Here is a 16538-nt window from a genome sequence, read left to right as displayed (position 1 = left end):
TGGCGTGCCCTTGTTGTTCGGAGCAAACCGGCTGCACGCACTATCGGCGCAGCCGGTCGGATCGCAGGTCAGGCCCGGACTAGAGTCCGTCCATCAGGTTTTTCACCTTCTCGGCCGCGTCGTCCGCTGCCTGATCGACGGTCATCGCTCCGGTCAGGGCGTTCTGCAGCATGTCCGGGACGATGATATTCATGATCTCGGGCGATTGCGGCAGCGCCGGAAACGGAATGCCGTATGGCAACATCGAGGTCGTGACATCGAGGAACTTGATGTTGTCCAGACGTTCCTTCATCCATTTGGTCTTGAAGCCGTTGAGGTTGCCTGGGTTCGAGCCGGCATACGCCATCTTCAACGACCATTCAGGGCTCGTCCACATGCAGATGATGGCCTTTGCGGCCGGCTCGTCCACCTTGCCGCCCTCGACATATTCGGGCTTCAGGATGTGAATGTTCGAGCCACCAAACACGACCGCCCGCTTGCCGTCGGGGCCGGTCGGAATCAGGCCATAGCGCATGTTGTCGATGACGGTCTGCGCCTTATCCTTGTCGGCGCCCGTTGCCTTCTTCTGCAGGTCGAGCATGACGTTATAGTCGGACGGGTGCGAGACCATCATGCCGAGTTGGCCGGCGACGAACAGGGGCTGGTTATCGGCCTGCTGGTTGGTGAGGGCCGAAACCGGAACCGACTTGTCGCGAACATACATGTCGTAGGAGGCTTGCAACGCCGCCTTGCTCTGCGGGCTATTGAGCTCGACCTCCTTATAGGTCGGGTTCGCGGAGGCTTCGTCGAAGACACCGCCGCCATAGGCCCATAGCTGCGGCATGAAGCGGTACGGCGTGTTGCCGGCGTTCTTTCGCGCCACGAGGCCGTAGCCGGCAATGCCGAGCTTGTCATGGATCTGCTTGGAATATTTGACGACGTCGTCCCAGGTAGCCGGAGCCTTGTCCGGATCGAGGCCCGCACGCTTGAAAATGTCGGCGTTCCAGATGAACGCCATCGTCTCATTGTTGGTGGGAATGCCGTAGGTCACGCCATCCCAGGTTACCGCCTTCATGGCGCCGGGCCAGAAATCCTCTGTGGGATAGCCCACATCTTCCGGCTTGAGCGGCTGCAGATAACCCTTCGAGGCGAACTCGGTTCCACCCAGGATTTGCAGGCGGACCGCCATCGGCGCCGCATTGCCGAGCAGCGCCGTGCGGAATTTGTCGAGAAGGTCGTTGTAGGTGAGGGCCTGATCCTCGAGCTGGATGTTCGGATAGGTCTTGCGGAAGGTCTCGAAGAAATCCTTGTAGTACTGGCGCAGGAGATCGGGGTCGCCCTCGAACACACCCTGATACCAGAACGTCAGTCGCCCCTTGTAGTCGAGCGGAGTGACCTTGCCGCAATCGGCGGCCGTGTCGAAATCCTGTGTGCCGGCGATGGAGCGCACATATTCCGGCGACCACTTGCTCAAATCGACCGGCGGCGAACCCAGCGCCGATCCCGACATGAGCGACGCCATCAAAGCAGTGGCGACTGTGCCGCGCAGGACGGCACCGCCGAGTGTAATCCTCGTCATAGTATCCTCCCAGATTCTCCCATGCCGCCGTGCGCCAAGGGGCTCGTTCGACCGTGCGGGATGTGTCCTTCTGCTCAATGTATCCCTTCGATCATCTGGTACGTTTTCAGATCGTGGATTGCCTGTCAACGCACCCGATCGTACATTGTTTGCAAAACGCGTGTATGATATCAAGCATGTGATGTACTAATCGGGGGAGCCGGCTTTGGCCGAAACAAGTGATTTCAAAGCAGAGCCACCCGTGGGGATTGATCCCATCGCGGCGTCCAGCGAGGGCGCCTCGCTTTATGAGCTGATCCGGGAAGACATCATCGAGGGACGGCTCGCCGCCAACGAACGACTTGTGGTTACCGATCTCGCCCGGCGTCACGGCACCTCGACCAACCCCGTACGCGAGGCGCTGCAGCTGTTGCGAGGGGAGGGCTTCGTCACCTTTGTCGCCAACCGTGGCGCCCGCGTCCGACCCATAGACCAGGATTTCGTCCGGGATATCTACGAGATCGGAGTCCTGATCGAGCCGGCCCTGACGCGATGGTTCGTGAACATGGCGACCGGCGAGGACATCGCCGAACTCGAACGCATCCAGGCTCTGATCGAAGAGAACAACTTCACCGACACATTGCGGCACAGTGAATTGGATACCGCCTTCCACACCGTAATGTACCAGCGCCACTACAACCGCCATGCCGCCGAGCTTTGGTGGAAGCATCGCGAAGTGCTGCGAGCCGTGAGCCGGCGTTTCAATTTCACGCTCGCGCGGCGGGCCGCCATCATGCGTGAACACCGCGAGCTCATCGCGCATATCAAAGCGGGAAATGCCGACGAGGCGGCCGAGCTCATTGCCCGCCATGTCGAGGGTTCCGGCCGGCACGTTCTCGAACAGATGCGTGCGCGCAACGCCGCTCGGGCCGGATAGAACTTCCAGCCCAGAAAATCATTGGTCCGGCCATCAGACAGAGGTAGTTGAGAGATGAAAATCACGAGCGTTCGGCCGTGGCTGATCAAGTCCGATGCTTCCTATTGGGGAGAGTTCCTGTTCGTCGAGGTGACGACCGACGAAGGGGTGAGTGGCTGGGGGGAAATCACCACCACCACAAGGCTCGCCAACCGCGCGCTGTGCACGATCCTGCGTCAGATCGGTGTCGCCGTCACAGGTGAGGATCCGGCGCGCATCGAGCATCTCTGGCACAAGATTTTCCGCAGCTTCACCTATATGGGCAGCCGCGGCGCCGCAGTCGAATGCGTGAGCGCTATCGACATAGCGCTCTGGGACATTCGCGGCAAAGTTCTCGGCAAGCCGATCTACGAGCTGCTGGGCGGACCGGTGCGCGATAAAATCGCGCTCTATACCCATCCCAACCAGGCCAAGTTTACCAGCAAGGAGGCTGTGGTCCGCGAAATTCGAGACATCGTCGAATCCGGACACACCGGGCTGAAGTTCGATCCTTTCCCCCACCAGGGCCGCATCGCCGATGGCTTGGCGCGCGAACAGCGGGACGGCTACCTCGATGGCAGCATGACCCGCAAGGACGAGCGCGAGGCTGCCGAACTAACGGCTTTGATCCGTGAAACGGCGGGGCCCGATGTCGACATTCTCATCGACGCGCATGGCCGCTTCGACGTCCCCACCGCCATTCGCCTCTGCCGAAGCCTCGAGGAAGCCGGCCAGATCGACTGGTTCGAGGAGCCATGCCCGCCAGAAAGCCTCAATGCTCTCAAGCAAGTGCGTGAGAAGGTCAGTGCCGCCATCTCGTGGGGCGAGCGCGGCCACACCAAATGGGATTTCGTGCCGGTGCTCGAGAACAGGCTTGCGGACTACATCATGCCGGACGTTACCTGGACCGGCGGCATTACCGAACTGAAGAAGATTTCCGCCCTGTGCGAAGCCTACTACATCCCGGTCTCGCCCCATGACGCCGCGGGACCGATCAATGTGGTTGCGGGAGCGCAGGTGATGATGACGGTTCCCAACTTCTACAAGCTCGAAACGTCGGAGTGGAACCTGGACAAATATAATCACCTCATCGACGAGCCACTCGATGTCTCGAACGGCAGCCTCAAGCTGGCGTCGAAGCCGGGTCTCGGTGTCGAGATGAACCGAGACTACCTGCAGGCCCACGAGATAGAGCTTGGCTAGCAACGCTTATGCAGGCCGGGGGTGCGGGGCGCCACCAATCAGAACGAGGATAAGCCATGGCAAAGACGGGTAGCGCCGGCGAGGCGCTCAATCGGGTAAATACGAACTCCAGGCCGAGCGACCTGCGCATCACCGACCTGCGCGTTGCCGAGATCGTCGGCGCGCCGTTCACCTCCGCGCTGGTCAAGATCTACACCAACCAGGGCATTGTCGGCCTGGGCGAAGTGCGCGACGGCGCCAGCGCGACCTATGCGCTGATGCTGAAGAGCCGGTTGCTGGGCGAGAACCCTTGCGACGTCGACCGGCTGTTCCGCCGCATCAAACAATTTGGCGGCCATGGGCGGCAAGGTGGCGGTGTCTCGGCAATCGAGATCGCGCTTTGGGACCTCGCCGGCAAGGCGTATGGCGTGCCGATCTACCAGATGCTGGGAGGACGGTTTCGCGACAAGGTGCGTGTATATTGCGACACCGACGCGGACAAGCCCAGCGGCACCGAGACCGGAAAGCGGCTCAAGGCGCGGATGGATCTCGGTTTCACCTTCCTCAAGATGGATCTCGGCCTGGCGCAGATTTCGCACATATCGGGCGCAGTGGTGGCGCCGGCCGGCGTGCTCGACGGTTTCCGCAGCCATGCCGCGCGCGGTCCGGCACGCACGCTGGACGAGCGCCGGGCGCGTAATGCCGCCTATGACGCGCAAAACGTGCCGCATCCCTTCACCGGCCTCCACTTCACCGAAAAGGGCATCGACCTGCTCGACCAATATATCCACGAGGTCCGCGAGGTGATCGGCTACGAGGTTCCGCTCGCCATCGACCATGTCGGCCACATCTCGCTGCAGGACGGCATCCGTCTGGCCCGGCGGATCGAGAAATACGCACCGGCCTGGCTCGAGGACGTGATCCCCTGGCATTACACCGAGCAGTATCGGCAGTTGCAGCAGGCGACCTCGGTGCCGATCTGCACGGGTGAGGACATCTACCTCAAGGAAGGCTTCGAGCCGCTGCTCAACGCCGGCATCTCGGTCATCCATCCGGATCTGCTGACCACCGGCGGCATTCTCGAGACCAAGAAGATCGGCGACGCGGCGCAGGAGCATGGCGTCGCCATGGCCATTCACATGGCGGAAAGCCCGATCGCGGCAATGGCCGCCGCGCATGTCGCTGTAGCCACGGAAAACTTCATGGCGCTCGAATATCACACCGTCGAAGTCGACTGGTGGGACGATATCGTCACCGGCCTGCCCAAGCCGCTGGTCAAGGACGGCTTCATCACCGTGCCCGACAAGCCTGGTCTGGGCATCGACGACATCGTCGACGAAGTGATCAGCCAGCACCTGCAGCCCGGCGTCACCGGCATCTGGCAACCGACCGATCACTGGGACGACGAATACTCCTGGGACCGCACCTGGAGCTGACTCTACACTTCTCTCCTCGGAGGGAGAGGTGAACAGAAGGATGGACCATGATCTACGAACTTCGCATTTACGACTGCGTGCCGGGCCGGCTGCCGGCGCTGCTCAAGCGTTTCAACGACCATACCTTGGCGCTGTGGGATAGACACGGCATCCGCCAGGCCGGGTTCTTCACCACGGTGGTCGGCGAAAACAGCAATCGACTGACCTATTTCGTCGCCTGGGAATCCCTTGCCGAGCGCGAAGTGAGATGGAAGGCCTTCACCACCGATCCGGCATGGCTCAAGGCCCGCGACGAGTCCGAGCGCGATGGCCCGATCCTGGCCAATATTTCCAGCCAGTTTCTCGCGCCAACCGCCTTCTCGTCGGTGAAATAGAGGACATCATGAAGATCACCGATCTCAGGTGCGCCGTCATCGGCAGGCACCCCATCGTGCGCATCGTCACCGACGAAGGCCTCCATGGCCTCGGCGAGGTCGAGTACACCAAGCCTTATCTGAAACCCTGGGTGCTGCATTTCCGCGACGCGCTGATCGGCGAGGACCCGACCGATGTCGAACGCGTGATGTTGAAAATCCGCCAGCGCGGCTCGTTCAAGCCCTACGGCGCCGCCGTCAGCGCTATCGAGCATGCTCTGTGGGACATCGCCGGCAAGGCGGCAGGCGTTCCGGTCTACAAGCTGCTCGGCGGCAAGGTGCGCGACAAGGTGCGGGTCTATAACGGTTCCATCCGCAAGAAGCGCACCGGCGACAGGCCGGAGGATTACGCGGCCGACGTCAAATGGATGATGGAGCGGCCGGAAGGTTTCTTCATGGTCAAGCAAGGCATCTCCTTCCATTCCAACATGAAGACTTCCGTTCCCGACTTCCACTATGGCGTTCGCCAGCCGCCGACCTATCACGGCGCGATGGACCAGGGGCAGATCAGCGAGCGCGGCATGGCGCATATGATCGACTGCGTCATCGCCATGAAGGAGGTGCTCGGCGACAAGGTCTCGCTGGCGTTGGATTGCGGTCCCGGGTGGTTCCTGCCGGACGCCATCCGCTTCGCTCAGGCGGTGGAAAAATACAATCTGATGTGGCTGGAGGACATGCTGACCGGCGACTACGTGCCATGGGTCAACCCGCAAGCCTATCGCGAACTCACCACATCGACGTCCACCCCCATCCACACGGGCGAGCAGATCTACCTGCGCCATAACTTCAAGGAACTGATCGAGACGCAGGCGGTTCGCGTCATCGGTCCGGATCCCGCCGACATCGGCGGCATCGCCGAGCTCAAATGGGTGGCCGAGCACGCCTACATGCACTCGATCATGATGGCGCCGCACGGCACGGCGAACGGGCTGCTCGGCCTCGGCGCGCTGATCAATGTCTGCGCCACGCTGCCGGCCAACTACATCGCCTTCGAATATCCCAGCGCCTCCGACCCCTGGTGGGAGGACATCGTCATCGGCCTGCCCAAGGGGCAGATCGTGAAGGACTCCATGATCGACCTGCTCGAAGCGCCGGGACTGGGTGTCGACATCGATGCCGAAGCAGCGAAGAAGTACCTTGCGGAAGAGGACGCCGGTTTCTTCGGCCGATAACGATCCGACGCGACCTGAGCGTCAAGGGCTATCGAACGGCTCGCACACATGGGTGAGCGTCCACGCCGTGCCGCCTATTTCGTTTCGGGCAGCATCTCGTCCATCAACTGCTTGACGGCCTCGGCGGATCTTTTCATCCCGGCTTCGTCCATGGCCCAACCGGCGAAGCGTTCCAGCAAGGTGGCGAACCTTACTAGGTCCTGCTCATCCCACTGTGCCAGCGATCCGGCGAAAATCCGCCATTTGGTCTGGCGCACCGCCGCCACGAGGCGCTCACCCTTGGCGGTGAGTTTGAGGCAGATGCGGCGGGCATCGCGTTGCGATGCGACACGGCAGGCATAGCCGCGTTCGACGAGGTCGGCCGCGATGCGGCTGGCGCGCGACGGATCGGTCTCGAGGCGCTCGGCGATGACGCCAACCGTCACCTCATCCTGCTGGGTATCGCTGAAAACCGGATTGTTCGCGATGGCGCTGATCGCATCGAGATGGCTCACTTCCAGCGAAGGGTCTACGCGCGCCAGGATCATGCGGCCGAAGTCGCGGCGCTGGATCGAGCGGCGCACCTTGCTCATTACCGCATCGATGGCGGCCACGGCCTCGGCCGCCGGTTCGGACAGGCCGCTGCCGCGCGCCAGACCGGCGAGGTCCCGATCGCCGCGCGTCTGGAACAGGGATGGAAATCGGTCCGGACTGCTGGATGCGTTGCTGCTCATCCATAGCGCGTTAGCAAGAATATATGCTGATGTCAATTATATGCTGCGCGCACATATCTGGTTGACACCTCTCGGCTGTGGGCACATAAATCGCGCCCCAAGCTACGGAGACACCGATGACTGTCGAGCAGACGCTGCCGGACACAGCGCCCGTGGAGGCCCAAGTCAGGCCCGACCTTACGACCTTGATCGTCTATTTCGGCGCGCTGATCGCCATGTTCATGGCAACCATCGACATGCAGATCGTCGTCACCGCCTTGCCCACCATTGCCGGCGAACTCGGCAATCTGCATTTGTTCGGCTGGGTCGGTGCCGCCTACCTGCTCTCGACCGCCGCGGTCTCGCCATTCTACGGCAAGCTCGGCGACATGTATGGCCGCAAGAATGTCGTGCTGACGGCGATCGGCCTGTTCCTGCTGGGCTCGCTGGTCTGCGGCATGGCATGGTCGATGGAGAGCCTCATCGCCGCGCGCGTGCTGCAAGGCATCGGCGGCGGCGGCCTGATGGTCTCGGCCTTCGCCATGATCGGCGAACTGTTTTCGCCGCGCGACCGCGCGAAATATCAGGGCTACAGTTCGGCGGTGTTCGCGCTGTCATCAGTGCTCGGCCCGTTGGCCGGCGGCTACATCACCAGCCTGTTCGGCTGGCGCTGGGTGTTCCTGGTCAATCTGCCGATAGGCATCATCGTGCTGGCGGTGCTGGCCTTCGCCATGCGCAGCCGGTTCAACGAAAAACGGCACCGCATCGACTATCTCGGCGGCGCGCTGCTCGCCATCGGCACAACGGCGGTCGTTTATTGGGGCTATCACGTGCTCGACCCCAGCGGGCCGGACCTGCTCACCTTCGTATTGCCACTCCTCGCGCTGGTCGCCATCACCTTGTTCATCATGGTGGAGCGCCGGGCCGAAGAGCCGATCGTGCCGTTGCGGCTGTTCGGCAATTCGACGGTCAGCATCGTCTCGGGCGTGTCGCTGGTCGCCGGAACGGTGACGCTGGGCATGTTCTTCTATTTCGCCCTCTACATGCAGACGCTGACGGGTCTCAGCCCGGCCGAAGTCGGCTTCCTGTTCCTGCCGGCGTCGCTGACATCGATGGTCATCTCGATCGTCGCCGGGCGGGTAATTGCCGCAACCGGACGCTACAAATGGATGCCGGTGGTCGCCATGGGTATTGGCGGGTTTCTGATGCTGGGCTTTGTCCTCACCAACCAGCACACGCCGATCTGGGTGCTGGCAACGATGATGGCTGTGTTCGGCATCAGCATGGGCCTGCAGTTCCAGGTGCTGATCGTGGCGATCCAGGCGGCGGCACCGCTGCAGGATATCGGCGCGGTGACGTCGCTGATCACCCAGGCGCGGACGCTCGGAGCATCGCTGGGTCTGGCGCTGAACGGCGCGGTGATGATCTGGGCGCTGAACCGGCAGACAGCCGAGCTTCCTGCAGACGCCGCCGCCCTGCTGCCGGGTGGCCTGAACGGGTTGACGCCGCACCTCGCATCGAGCCTGCCGGGCGCGATCCGCGAAGTGGTGCTCGACCATTACTCCAGTGGCTTCAACGTGATGTTCATCTGGGTGGCGGCGCTCTATTTCGTCGCCATGGGGCTGACGCTGCTGCTCGAGGACAAAGAGATCCCGAAGCGGGGCTGAGCCAGAGTATGTCCATGCGCTGGGTTTAGGCATTTGGCGATGATCTGAAATCACCGAGGAGGACAGCCATGATCATCGACACTCATCTGCACCTGATCGACCTGTCGGCGCTGCGCTATCCCTGGCTCAGCCGCGAGCCGGCGCTCAACCGCGATTTCCCGCACGCAGAATATGCGATCCAGGCCCGCCGCGCCGGCATCGAGGCCGCGCTGCATATGGAGGTCGACGTCGATGAAGCCGACATCCAGGCCGAGACCAGCCATGTGAAGGCGCAGTCGCTGGAAAAGGGCACGCTGTTGCGCGGGGCGATCGCCTCCTGCCGTCCGGAGGAGGCCGGCTTCGCCGCCTATCTCGAGCGCCAGCAAGCCGATCCCTTCGTCAAGGGGTTCCGCCGCGTGCTGCATGTCATGCCGGACGAGCTTTCGGACAGCGCGCTGTTTCGCGAAAACATCAAGCGGCTTGCCGGCACAGGCCTGACCTTCGACTTCGTCGTCCTGCCGCATCAGATTCCAAGGGCGGTTGCGCTCGCCGATCTGGCGCCGGATGTGCAGTTCGTGCTCGACCATTGCGGCGTGCCCGACATCAAGGCCAGTGCGGAACATCCGTGGCGCGAGCATATGAGTGAGATCGCGCGGCGTCCCAATGTCATCGGCAAGATCTCCGGCGTCGTCGCCTATGCCGATGCCGGCTCATGGACAGTCGAGACCTTGCGCCCCTATGTCGAGCACACGATCGGCTGCTTCGGCTGGGACCGCGTCGTGTGGGGCAGCGACTGGCCGGTGTGCACGCTTGGCGGTGGCCTTGCGACCTGGGTGGCGGCGACGCATGCGTTGATCGCTGGAGCAAGTCCTGAGGAGAGAACGAAACTGCTGTCGGGCAATGCCAAGCGGATGTGGAAGCTGTAGCGCGGTCGGACACCGATTGCCTGCAAGCGCGCAGAACGCCATGATAGCGCTACTTCACGCCAATACCTGCCGTCAGGCCGCCATCGATCCTGTAGTCCGCGCCGGTGCAGAAACCGGCCTTCGACGAGCACAGGAAGGCGATGAGTTCCGCCACTTCCTCCGGTTCGCCGATACGGCCGAGCGGATGCGCCGCGCCGAAGCGCTTGTAGGCCTCTTCGACATCGGCATCGCTGCCGCCGTCACCGCGCGCAGCCTTCTCCAGGATCGGCGTGCGGATCGAGCCCGGGCTGACCGAATTGACGCGGATGCCTGATGCCGCGTAGTCGAGCGCCAGCGAGCGCGTCAGCGTGTGGATGGCGCCCTTGGTCGTGGCATAGGCGGCGACGTTCTGCTGGCAGGCAAAGCCCTGCACCGAGGCGACGTTGACGATGGCGCCGCCTCCGCGCTTGATCATTTCCGGAATGCCGAAATGCGCGGTCAGGTAGATCGAGCCGACATTGACCGTCATCGTTCGGTTCCAGGTTTCCCAGTCGGTGGTCGTCGCCGTGCCATAGGGATGGACGGCGGCTGAATTGACGATGACATCAAGGCCGCCGAACCTTGCGACGCCAGCCGCCACCGCGTCGCGCACCTGGTCGGAGATGGACACATCGGTTTCGATGACCAGCACCGCAGCTCCAGCGCTTTCCAGTTGCGCTTTCATCGCCGCATTGGCGCTGCGGTCGATGCCGCAGGCGATGATTGCGGCGCCACCGGCCGCAAGGCGTCTGGCGGTTGCCAGGCCAATGCCGGTCGTCCCCGTCACCAGGGCGACCTTGCCGTCGAAATCCATCATTTCTAAAAACTCTTCCATTTTCTATCGACTCCCATCGAGGTCCAACAATAAGTTGCCAACCTCTCGCAGAAGGAAAGCCGAAAATGGAACAATGCTGGCGCTGGTATGGGCCCGATGATCCGGTGACGCTCGATCATGTCAAGCAGGCGGGCGCCACCGGCGTGGTCTCGGCGCTCCACCATATCTATGACGGCCGGGCGTGGCCTGAGGCCGAAGTGCTGGAGCGCAAGCGCATTATCCAGGAAGCAGGACTGACCTGGTCGGTCGTCGAGAGCATTCCGGTCCACAATTCCTTCAAGATCGGCGCGCAGGAACGCGAGCGCTATGCCGGCTATTACCGCGATTCGATCCGCGCGCTGGCCAAGGCCGGCATCGCCACGATCTGCTACAATTTCATGCCGGTGGTGGACTGGACCCGCACCGATCTAGCCTACCGTCTGCCGACGACAGGCTACGCCCTGCGTTTTGATGCCGTTGATTTCGCCGCCTACGATCTGTTCGTGCTGAAGCGCAAGAACGGAGCTGACAGCTACACGCCGGCGCGTATTGCGCAGGCGGAAGCGCGGCTGAAGGAATTGCCGCCCGAGAAGATCGACCAGATCGAGCGCAATCTGATCGCCGGCCTGCCGGCTACAGAGCGCAAGTATGACCGCGATAGTTTTCGCGAGGCGCTTGCGGACTATGACGGGATCGGGCCGAAGGAGTTGCGCGACAACCTCGCGTGGTTCCTGCGCGAGATCATTCCGGTGGCGGAAGAGGAGGGGGTGCGCATGTGTATCCACCCCGACGATCCGCCGTTTTCGCTCTACGGCCTGCCGCGCGTCGTTTCGACCGCCGAGGATGCGCGTTTCATTCTCAATGCCGTCGACAGCCAGGCCAATGGGCTGACGTTCTGCACCGGGTCCTACGGCACGCGCGCCGACAACGACATCGTCGCCATGGTCAAGGAATTCGCCGACCGCATCCACTTCGCCCATTTGCGCAACATCACCATCGAGGATGACGGCTCGTTCTACGAGGCCGAGCATCTCGAAGGCGGCACCGACATGGCGCATGTCATCCTGGCGCTGATGCAGGAGGAGGCGCGCCGCCGCAAGGAGGGCCGCGCCGACTGGCAAATCCCGATGCGGCCGGACCATGGCCACCTGCTCGCCGACGATATCGGCAAGACAAGGATCAATCCCGGCTACTCGCTGATCGGCCGCCTGAAGGGCTTGGCCGAATTGCGCGGCATCATGCGGGCCGTGGAAACGTTTGGGCTGGCTTGAAGGGGCAACGACTGCGTTCAATGCCGACGCCGGCTCAGCGTGCGTCGCTGTAGATAATGCGGCCGGCGCGGACGCAAGACACCTCCGATTGCCAGGTTGACAGAAAGCTGACAATGTATCATATCCGGAAAAGCTGACTATGTATCATATTATCTAGCGCTAGGAGAAAGACCGGCAAAGCCGGCGCCCCAGGGAGGCATCGTGGGAGAGGCTATCAGCCAGTGGAGCAATTGGTCGGGCTATGTCACGGCCACGCCGCAGGCTTTTGCCGAACCGCAGAGTCTCGATGAGCTGAGTGGTGCCATTCGCAACTCGCCGGGACCAGTTCGATTTGTCGGCACGGGCCATTCCTTTACGCCGCTGGTCAAGAATGACGGCACCATCCTGTCGCTCGACCGCTTCGAGGGCCTGAGGTCGCACGATCCCGAAAAACTGACGGCGCGGGTCGGCGCCGGCACCAAGATCGGCGCGCTGGCAAAGCTGTTGCACGGCGTCGGCCAGGCGCTGCCGAACATGGGCGACATCGACAAGCAGGCGTTCGGCGGGGCGCTGGGCACCGCCACCCACGGCTCGGGCATCACGCTCGGCGCTTACCATACCCAGCTCGAGGCGATGCAGATCGTCGACGGGCGTGGCGCCGTGAAAGAGTTCGACCGTGCCAAGAGCCCCGACATGATCGAAGCCATGGGCGCTTCGCTCGGCGCTTTCGGCGCCGTCACCGAAGTGACGATCCGCAACGTGGCGAGTTACCGGATGCGGCACCGCCGCTGGACGGCGCCGATTGCCGATGTGCTTGCGCAATTCGAAAGCACCATGACGGCGCATCGTTCGGCCGAGTTCTACTATGTGCCGTTTTCCGGCCAGGCGCTGCTGATTGCCAGCGACATCACCGAGGCGCCGGCGACGGTGCGTCCGCCGACGGAAGACGACGATGCGGTGACGACGCTGAGAAAACTGCGCGACTATCTCAGCTGGCTCCCTTGGCTGCGCCGCCGTCTCATCGGCTCGGCCTTCGCCAAGGTGCCGGCCGAGGATTATATCGAGGAGTGGCTGAAGGTCTTCACCTCCGAGCGCAACGTCAAGTTCAACGAGATGGAATACCACCTGCCGTTCGAGGAAGGGGCGGCCGCACTCAGCGAAATCATTGCGCTGCTCGAGACGCGGTTTCCAGAGGTCTATTTTCCGATGGAGGTGCGCGTCGTCGCGCCCGACAATGTCTGGCTCAGCCCCTTCTACAAGCGCCCAACCTGTTCCATCGCCATCCATCACGGCGTCGAGCGCGATCCGATGGCGTTCTTCAACGCCGCCGAGCCGATCTTCAGGAGGCGCGGCGGCCGCCCGCATTGGGGCAAGATGCACAGCCTGACATCAAGGGAATTGAGCGCGCTCTATCCGCGCTGGAACGATGCGATGGCGGTCCGCCGCGAGATGGACCCGGACAACCGCTTCGTGTCGCCCTATATTGCCAGGCTGCTCGGCGTCGCGGCATGAGCCTGACCGACACCTATTTCGCGGAAATGTCGGGCGCGCTCAGGGCAGCCGGGATCTTTCAGCCTTGCCTGGTGCTCGATCTCGACCGGCTCGATCACAACATCGCTGCGATCAAGGCGAAGTTCGCCACGGGCCTCGATCTGCGCCTCGTCGACAAGTCGCTGCCATGCCTGCCGCTGATCGACTATATCCGCGCGGCGTTTGCGACCGACAGGCTGATGACCTTTCATCTGCCGATCAGCGCCGAGATGCTGAAAGTGTTTCCCCAAGTCGATCTCCTGTTGGGCAAGCCGATGCCGGTTGCCGGCGCCAGGCACGCGCTGACGAAGGGCGTTCTCGCCGGGCTCGGCGAAGCTACGTCGCGCATCGTCTGGCTGATCGATACCGAGGAGCGGCTGGCCGCCTATGGCTCGCTTGCCGCCGAGCTCGACCGCGAGCTGCGCGTCTGCTTCGAGGTCGATGTCGGCCTTCATCGCGGCGGTATCAGCGATCCCGACTCACTGGCCCGGGCAGTTTCCGCGTTGGCGAATTACCCGCGGCTGAAATGCGAAGGCGTCATGGCCTACGAGGCGCATATCGGCCATATCCCCAAACTGCTGGGAGGACCGGCCAAGGCGCGCGTCAAGGCGATCAGCCTGTTTCGCCAGTATGTCGCTTGCCTTGCCGCCGACCAGCGCAAGATCCTCAATCTTGGCGGCAGCAGCACCGCATTGCTCTATGACAGCTGGGTCGGCGCCAATGAATTGTCCATCGGATCGGCTTTTATGCTGCCGACCGATTTCGATGTGCCGAGCCTCAGCCAATTGCGGCCTGCCGCATTCATCGCGACGCCGATCCTGAAAGTGGTCGATGTCCAGGCGCCGGGCCTCGACCAGCGCTCCTGGCTGCTGCAGAAGCTCGGGCTGTTGCCGCGGCGCGGCTGTTTTCTCTATGGCGGAAAATGGATGGCGAAGCCCGTCCATCCCGTGGGGATGAAGACCGACAAGACGTTCGGCTTTTCGACCAATCAGCAATTCATGGCGCTGCCCGACAACGTCAATGTCGGGCCTGACGACTACGCCTTCCTGCGTCCGACGCAGAGCGAATTCGTGCTACAGCAGTTCGGTTCGATCCAGGTCTATTCCGGCGGGAAATTCGTCGAGCAATGGGCCGCACTGCCGTTTTCGTAGAGCAATTCCAGGAAAAGTGTGAAGCGGTTTTCCCACAGGAATTGCGTCAAACAAAGAGATCGAAGTGGAGGAGGATAGGATGGTTGCCAAGGCAGTCAAAACCCAGCCCGTGCAGCCTGAATGGGCAGCCGAACTCGACCTCGCGCTCACCGATCTCGACGCCAGGAAGGACGACTGGGCGCAGACCTCGAATGGCGAGCGGATCGCCTTGCTGCGGCAGGTCAAGGATCACATCCGCGAGGTCGCCGAGGCGTGGGTCAAAACCGCGACGCGCAAGAAGGGCATCCCGACCGGCTCGCCGCTGGAAGGTGAGGAATGGCTGGCTGGCCCGGCGGCGCTGATGGATGGCTGCAACCAGTTCATCCACACGCTGAGCCTGATGGAGGGCAAGAAGTTCCTTGACAGACTGCCGGTCCGCACCTTGCCTAGCGGACAGGTGGCGGTGACGGTGGTTCCGAATTCGCTTTGGGACAAGGTGCTGTTCACCGGGCTGAAGGCAGAGATCTGGATGCAGCCCGGCGTGACCAAGGCGAACCTCGCCGCAAACACCGCATCGGCCTATGACGCGCCGCGCACCAGCCGCAAGGGCAAGATCGGCCTCGTGCTCGGCGCCGGCAACGTCGCCTCGATCGCGCCGCTCGACTGCCTGCACAAGCTGCTCGTCGAACATCAGGTCGTCCTGCTCAAGATGAACCCGGTCAATGATTACCTCGTTGATTTCCTGCGGCCGGCGCTGCGGCCGCTGATCGAATTCGGCGCGCTGCGCATCGTGCGCGGCGGCACCGATGTCGGTGCGTATCTGTGCAACCACGATCTCGTTGACGACATCCACATCACCGGTGCCGCCGCCTCGCATGACGCGATCGTCTGGGGTCCCGGCGAGGAGGGCCGCAAGAACAAGGCGGCGGGCACGCCGCGCAACAGCCGGCGTATCACCTCTGAGCTTGGCGGCGTGGCGCCGACCATCGTGGTGCCCGGCCCATGGTCGAATGCCGACATCGCCTACCATGCCGAACTGATCGCCACACAGAAGCTCAACAATTCCGGTTTCAACTGTATCGCCTGCCAAATGCTCGTGTTGCCCGAAGGCTGGGACAAATCCGACGCGCTTCTGGCGGCCCTCGAAAAGGTGATGCAGAAAGCCCCGTCGCGCCCGGCCTATTATCCCGGCGCGACCGAGCGCCTCGCCGCCTTCGAGGCGCATGCCGACAGCGTACAGAAATTCGAGCGGCCCGGCGGGCCGGCCTGCGTGGTGGTGCCGTTCCGGCCGGGCACGGATACCTATCTCGAAAATGCCGAGGTGTTCGCGCCGGCGCTCAGCGTCATGCGGCTGCCGGCGGGCAATGCGGAATCCTATCTGCGCGCCGCTGTCGCCTACGCCAATGAAAAGCTGCACGGCACGCTTGCCGCCAACATCCTCATCCATCCCAGGACGATCGCCGAGATCGGCCGGCAGCGCTTCGAGGAAATCATTGCCGAACTGCGCTATGGCGGCATCGGCATCAATTCCTGGAGCGGCGTTCTGTTCGCGCTGCTGCGCCCGACCTGGGGTGCTTTCCCTGGCCACACGCTCGACGACGTGCAGAGCGGCATCGGCGTCGTCCACAACACCTATTTGTTCGACAGACCGGAACGCAGCGTGCTCGAAGCGCCGTTCCGCATCATGCCGAAGCCGGCCTGGTTCCTGACCCACAAAAGGGCACACATGGTCGGCCGCCTGATCACCGAGTTCAACTACCGGCCGAGCCTCATGAAGCTGCCGCGCATCATCTGGAACGCGCTGCGCGGCTAGCAACGAGCATCCGATCTCAAAAAC

14 protein-coding genes are annotated in these 16538 nt (G+C 62.7%); 11 read left to right on the top strand and 3 right to left on the bottom strand.

Annotated elements, in window-relative coordinates; all coding sequences use genetic code 11:
• Positions 1-79: 79 nt before the first annotated feature.
• Positions 80-1558: an ABC transporter substrate-binding protein gene (locus NKI96_RS08205; protein WP_023668101.1), complete on the bottom strand. Its 1479-nt coding sequence runs from the start codon at positions 1556-1558 to the stop codon at positions 80-82.
• Between the two features lie 205 nt (positions 1559-1763).
• Here NKI96_RS08205 and NKI96_RS08200 point away from each other — a divergent pair, with 205 nt between their 5' ends.
• Genes NKI96_RS08200 through NKI96_RS08180 form a run of 5 tightly spaced genes read left to right on the top strand, consistent with a single transcriptional unit; the run spans position 1764 to position 6695 of the window.
• On the top strand, positions 1764-2474 hold the full coding sequence (locus NKI96_RS08200; protein WP_023691374.1) for a GntR family transcriptional regulator: 711 nt from the start codon (positions 1764-1766) through the stop codon (positions 2472-2474).
• A 54-nt stretch (positions 2475-2528) separates the two neighbouring features.
• Positions 2529-3695, top strand: a complete 1167-nt coding sequence (locus NKI96_RS08195) for a mandelate racemase/muconate lactonizing enzyme family protein (RefSeq protein ID WP_023821856.1) — start codon at positions 2529-2531, stop codon at positions 3693-3695.
• 56 nt (positions 3696-3751) lie between these two features.
• Positions 3752-5110: a mandelate racemase/muconate lactonizing enzyme family protein gene (locus tag NKI96_RS08190; RefSeq protein ID WP_023821855.1), complete on the top strand. Its 1359-nt coding sequence runs from the start codon at positions 3752-3754 to the stop codon at positions 5108-5110.
• Positions 5111-5157: 47 nt separating this feature from the next.
• The gene (locus tag NKI96_RS08185; RefSeq protein WP_023821854.1) at positions 5158-5484 is read left to right on the top strand and encodes an NIPSNAP family protein; all 327 of its coding nucleotides are present in this window, start codon (positions 5158-5160) and stop codon (positions 5482-5484) included.
• Between the two features lie 8 nt (positions 5485-5492).
• Positions 5493-6695, top strand: a complete 1203-nt coding sequence (locus NKI96_RS08180) for a mandelate racemase/muconate lactonizing enzyme family protein (protein WP_352803704.1) — start codon at positions 5493-5495, stop codon at positions 6693-6695.
• A gap of 74 nt (positions 6696-6769) precedes the next feature.
• On the opposite strand, the gene NKI96_RS08175 is transcribed toward NKI96_RS08180, so the two are convergent.
• A complete protein-coding gene (locus tag NKI96_RS08175) occupies positions 6770-7408 on the bottom strand; it encodes a MarR family winged helix-turn-helix transcriptional regulator (RefSeq protein WP_023691369.1) in 639 nt (212 codons plus the stop codon).
• A 116-nt stretch (positions 7409-7524) separates the two neighbouring features.
• Between NKI96_RS08175 and NKI96_RS08170 the strand changes: the two genes are divergently transcribed.
• Together NKI96_RS08170 and NKI96_RS08165 are read left to right on the top strand one after the other, a co-directional pair.
• Positions 7525-9054 carry an MDR family MFS transporter gene (locus NKI96_RS08170; RefSeq protein WP_352803701.1) on the top strand — a complete coding sequence of 510 codons (1530 nt, stop codon included), beginning with the start codon at positions 7525-7527 and terminating at the stop codon, positions 9052-9054.
• Positions 9055-9122: 68 nt separating this feature from the next.
• Positions 9123-9959 carry an amidohydrolase family protein gene (locus NKI96_RS08165; RefSeq protein WP_023681200.1) on the top strand — a complete coding sequence of 279 codons (837 nt, stop codon included), beginning with the start codon at positions 9123-9125 and terminating at the stop codon, positions 9957-9959.
• Positions 9960-10008: 49 nt separating this feature from the next.
• Here the strand turns inward: NKI96_RS08165 and NKI96_RS08160 are convergent, their stop codons facing one another.
• Positions 10009-10794 carry an SDR family NAD(P)-dependent oxidoreductase gene (locus tag NKI96_RS08160; protein WP_023681201.1) on the bottom strand — a complete coding sequence of 262 codons (786 nt, stop codon included), beginning with the start codon at positions 10792-10794 and terminating at the stop codon, positions 10009-10011.
• 83 nt (positions 10795-10877) lie between these two features.
• Between NKI96_RS08160 and uxuA the strand changes: the two genes are divergently transcribed.
• The 4 genes from uxuA (at position 10878) to NKI96_RS08140 (ending at position 16514) form a co-directional block, all read left to right on the top strand.
• Positions 10878-12062 carry a mannonate dehydratase gene (gene uxuA / locus NKI96_RS08155; RefSeq protein ID WP_023681202.1) on the top strand — a complete coding sequence of 395 codons (1185 nt, stop codon included), beginning with the start codon at positions 10878-10880 and terminating at the stop codon, positions 12060-12062.
• Positions 12063-12263: 201 nt separating this feature from the next.
• Positions 12264-13553 (top strand): D-arabinono-1,4-lactone oxidase, encoded by a 1290-nt coding sequence (locus NKI96_RS08150; RefSeq protein ID WP_352754789.1) that lies wholly within the window; start codon positions 12264-12266, stop codon positions 13551-13553.
• The gene (locus tag NKI96_RS08145) at positions 13550-14722 is read left to right on the top strand and encodes an alanine racemase (protein WP_031193055.1); all 1173 of its coding nucleotides are present in this window, start codon (positions 13550-13552) and stop codon (positions 14720-14722) included. Before NKI96_RS08150 ends, NKI96_RS08145 begins: the two co-directional genes overlap by 4 nt.
• 79 nt (positions 14723-14801) lie before the next feature.
• Entirely contained in the window at positions 14802-16514 is a 1713-nt protein-coding gene (locus NKI96_RS08140; RefSeq protein WP_352803698.1) for an aldehyde dehydrogenase family protein, read from the top strand.
• Positions 16515-16538: the final 24 nt, after the last annotated feature.

The organism is Mesorhizobium sp. M0292 (genome assembly GCF_040321695.1).
Taxonomy (GTDB): Bacteria; Pseudomonadota; Alphaproteobacteria; order Rhizobiales; family Rhizobiaceae; genus Mesorhizobium.
This window is presented reverse-complemented; position numbering and strand designations above follow the sequence as displayed.

Bases quoted from the DNA above. Each gene is read 5' to 3' on its own strand.
- NKI96_RS08205 (WP_023668101.1), bottom strand. From the start codon at position 1,558: ATGACGAGGATTACACTCGGCGGTGCCGTCCTGCGCGGCACAGTCGCC.
- NKI96_RS08195 (WP_023821856.1), top strand. From the start codon at position 2,529: ATGAAAATCACGAGCGTTCGGCCGTGGCTGATCAAGTCCGATGCTTCC.
- NKI96_RS08190 (WP_023821855.1), top strand. From the start codon at position 3,752: ATGGCAAAGACGGGTAGCGCCGGCGAGGCGCTCAATCGGGTAAATACG.
- NKI96_RS08185 (WP_023821854.1), top strand. From the start codon at position 5,158: ATGATCTACGAACTTCGCATTTACGACTGCGTGCCGGGCCGGCTGCCG.
- NKI96_RS08180 (WP_352803704.1), top strand. From the start codon at position 5,493: ATGAAGATCACCGATCTCAGGTGCGCCGTCATCGGCAGGCACCCCATC.
- NKI96_RS08175 (WP_023691369.1), bottom strand. From the start codon at position 7,408: ATGAGCAGCAACGCATCCAGCAGTCCGGACCGATTTCCATCCCTGTTC.
- NKI96_RS08170 (WP_352803701.1), top strand. From the start codon at position 7,525: ATGACTGTCGAGCAGACGCTGCCGGACACAGCGCCCGTGGAGGCCCAA.
- NKI96_RS08165 (WP_023681200.1), top strand. From the start codon at position 9,123: ATGATCATCGACACTCATCTGCACCTGATCGACCTGTCGGCGCTGCGC.
- NKI96_RS08160 (WP_023681201.1), bottom strand. From the start codon at position 10,794: ATGATGGATTTCGACGGCAAGGTCGCCCTGGTGACGGGGACGACCGGC.
- uxuA (WP_023681202.1), top strand. From the start codon at position 10,878: ATGGAACAATGCTGGCGCTGGTATGGGCCCGATGATCCGGTGACGCTC.
- NKI96_RS08145 (WP_031193055.1), top strand. From the start codon at position 13,550: ATGAGCCTGACCGACACCTATTTCGCGGAAATGTCGGGCGCGCTCAGG.
- NKI96_RS08140 (WP_352803698.1), top strand. From the start codon at position 14,802: ATGGTTGCCAAGGCAGTCAAAACCCAGCCCGTGCAGCCTGAATGGGCA.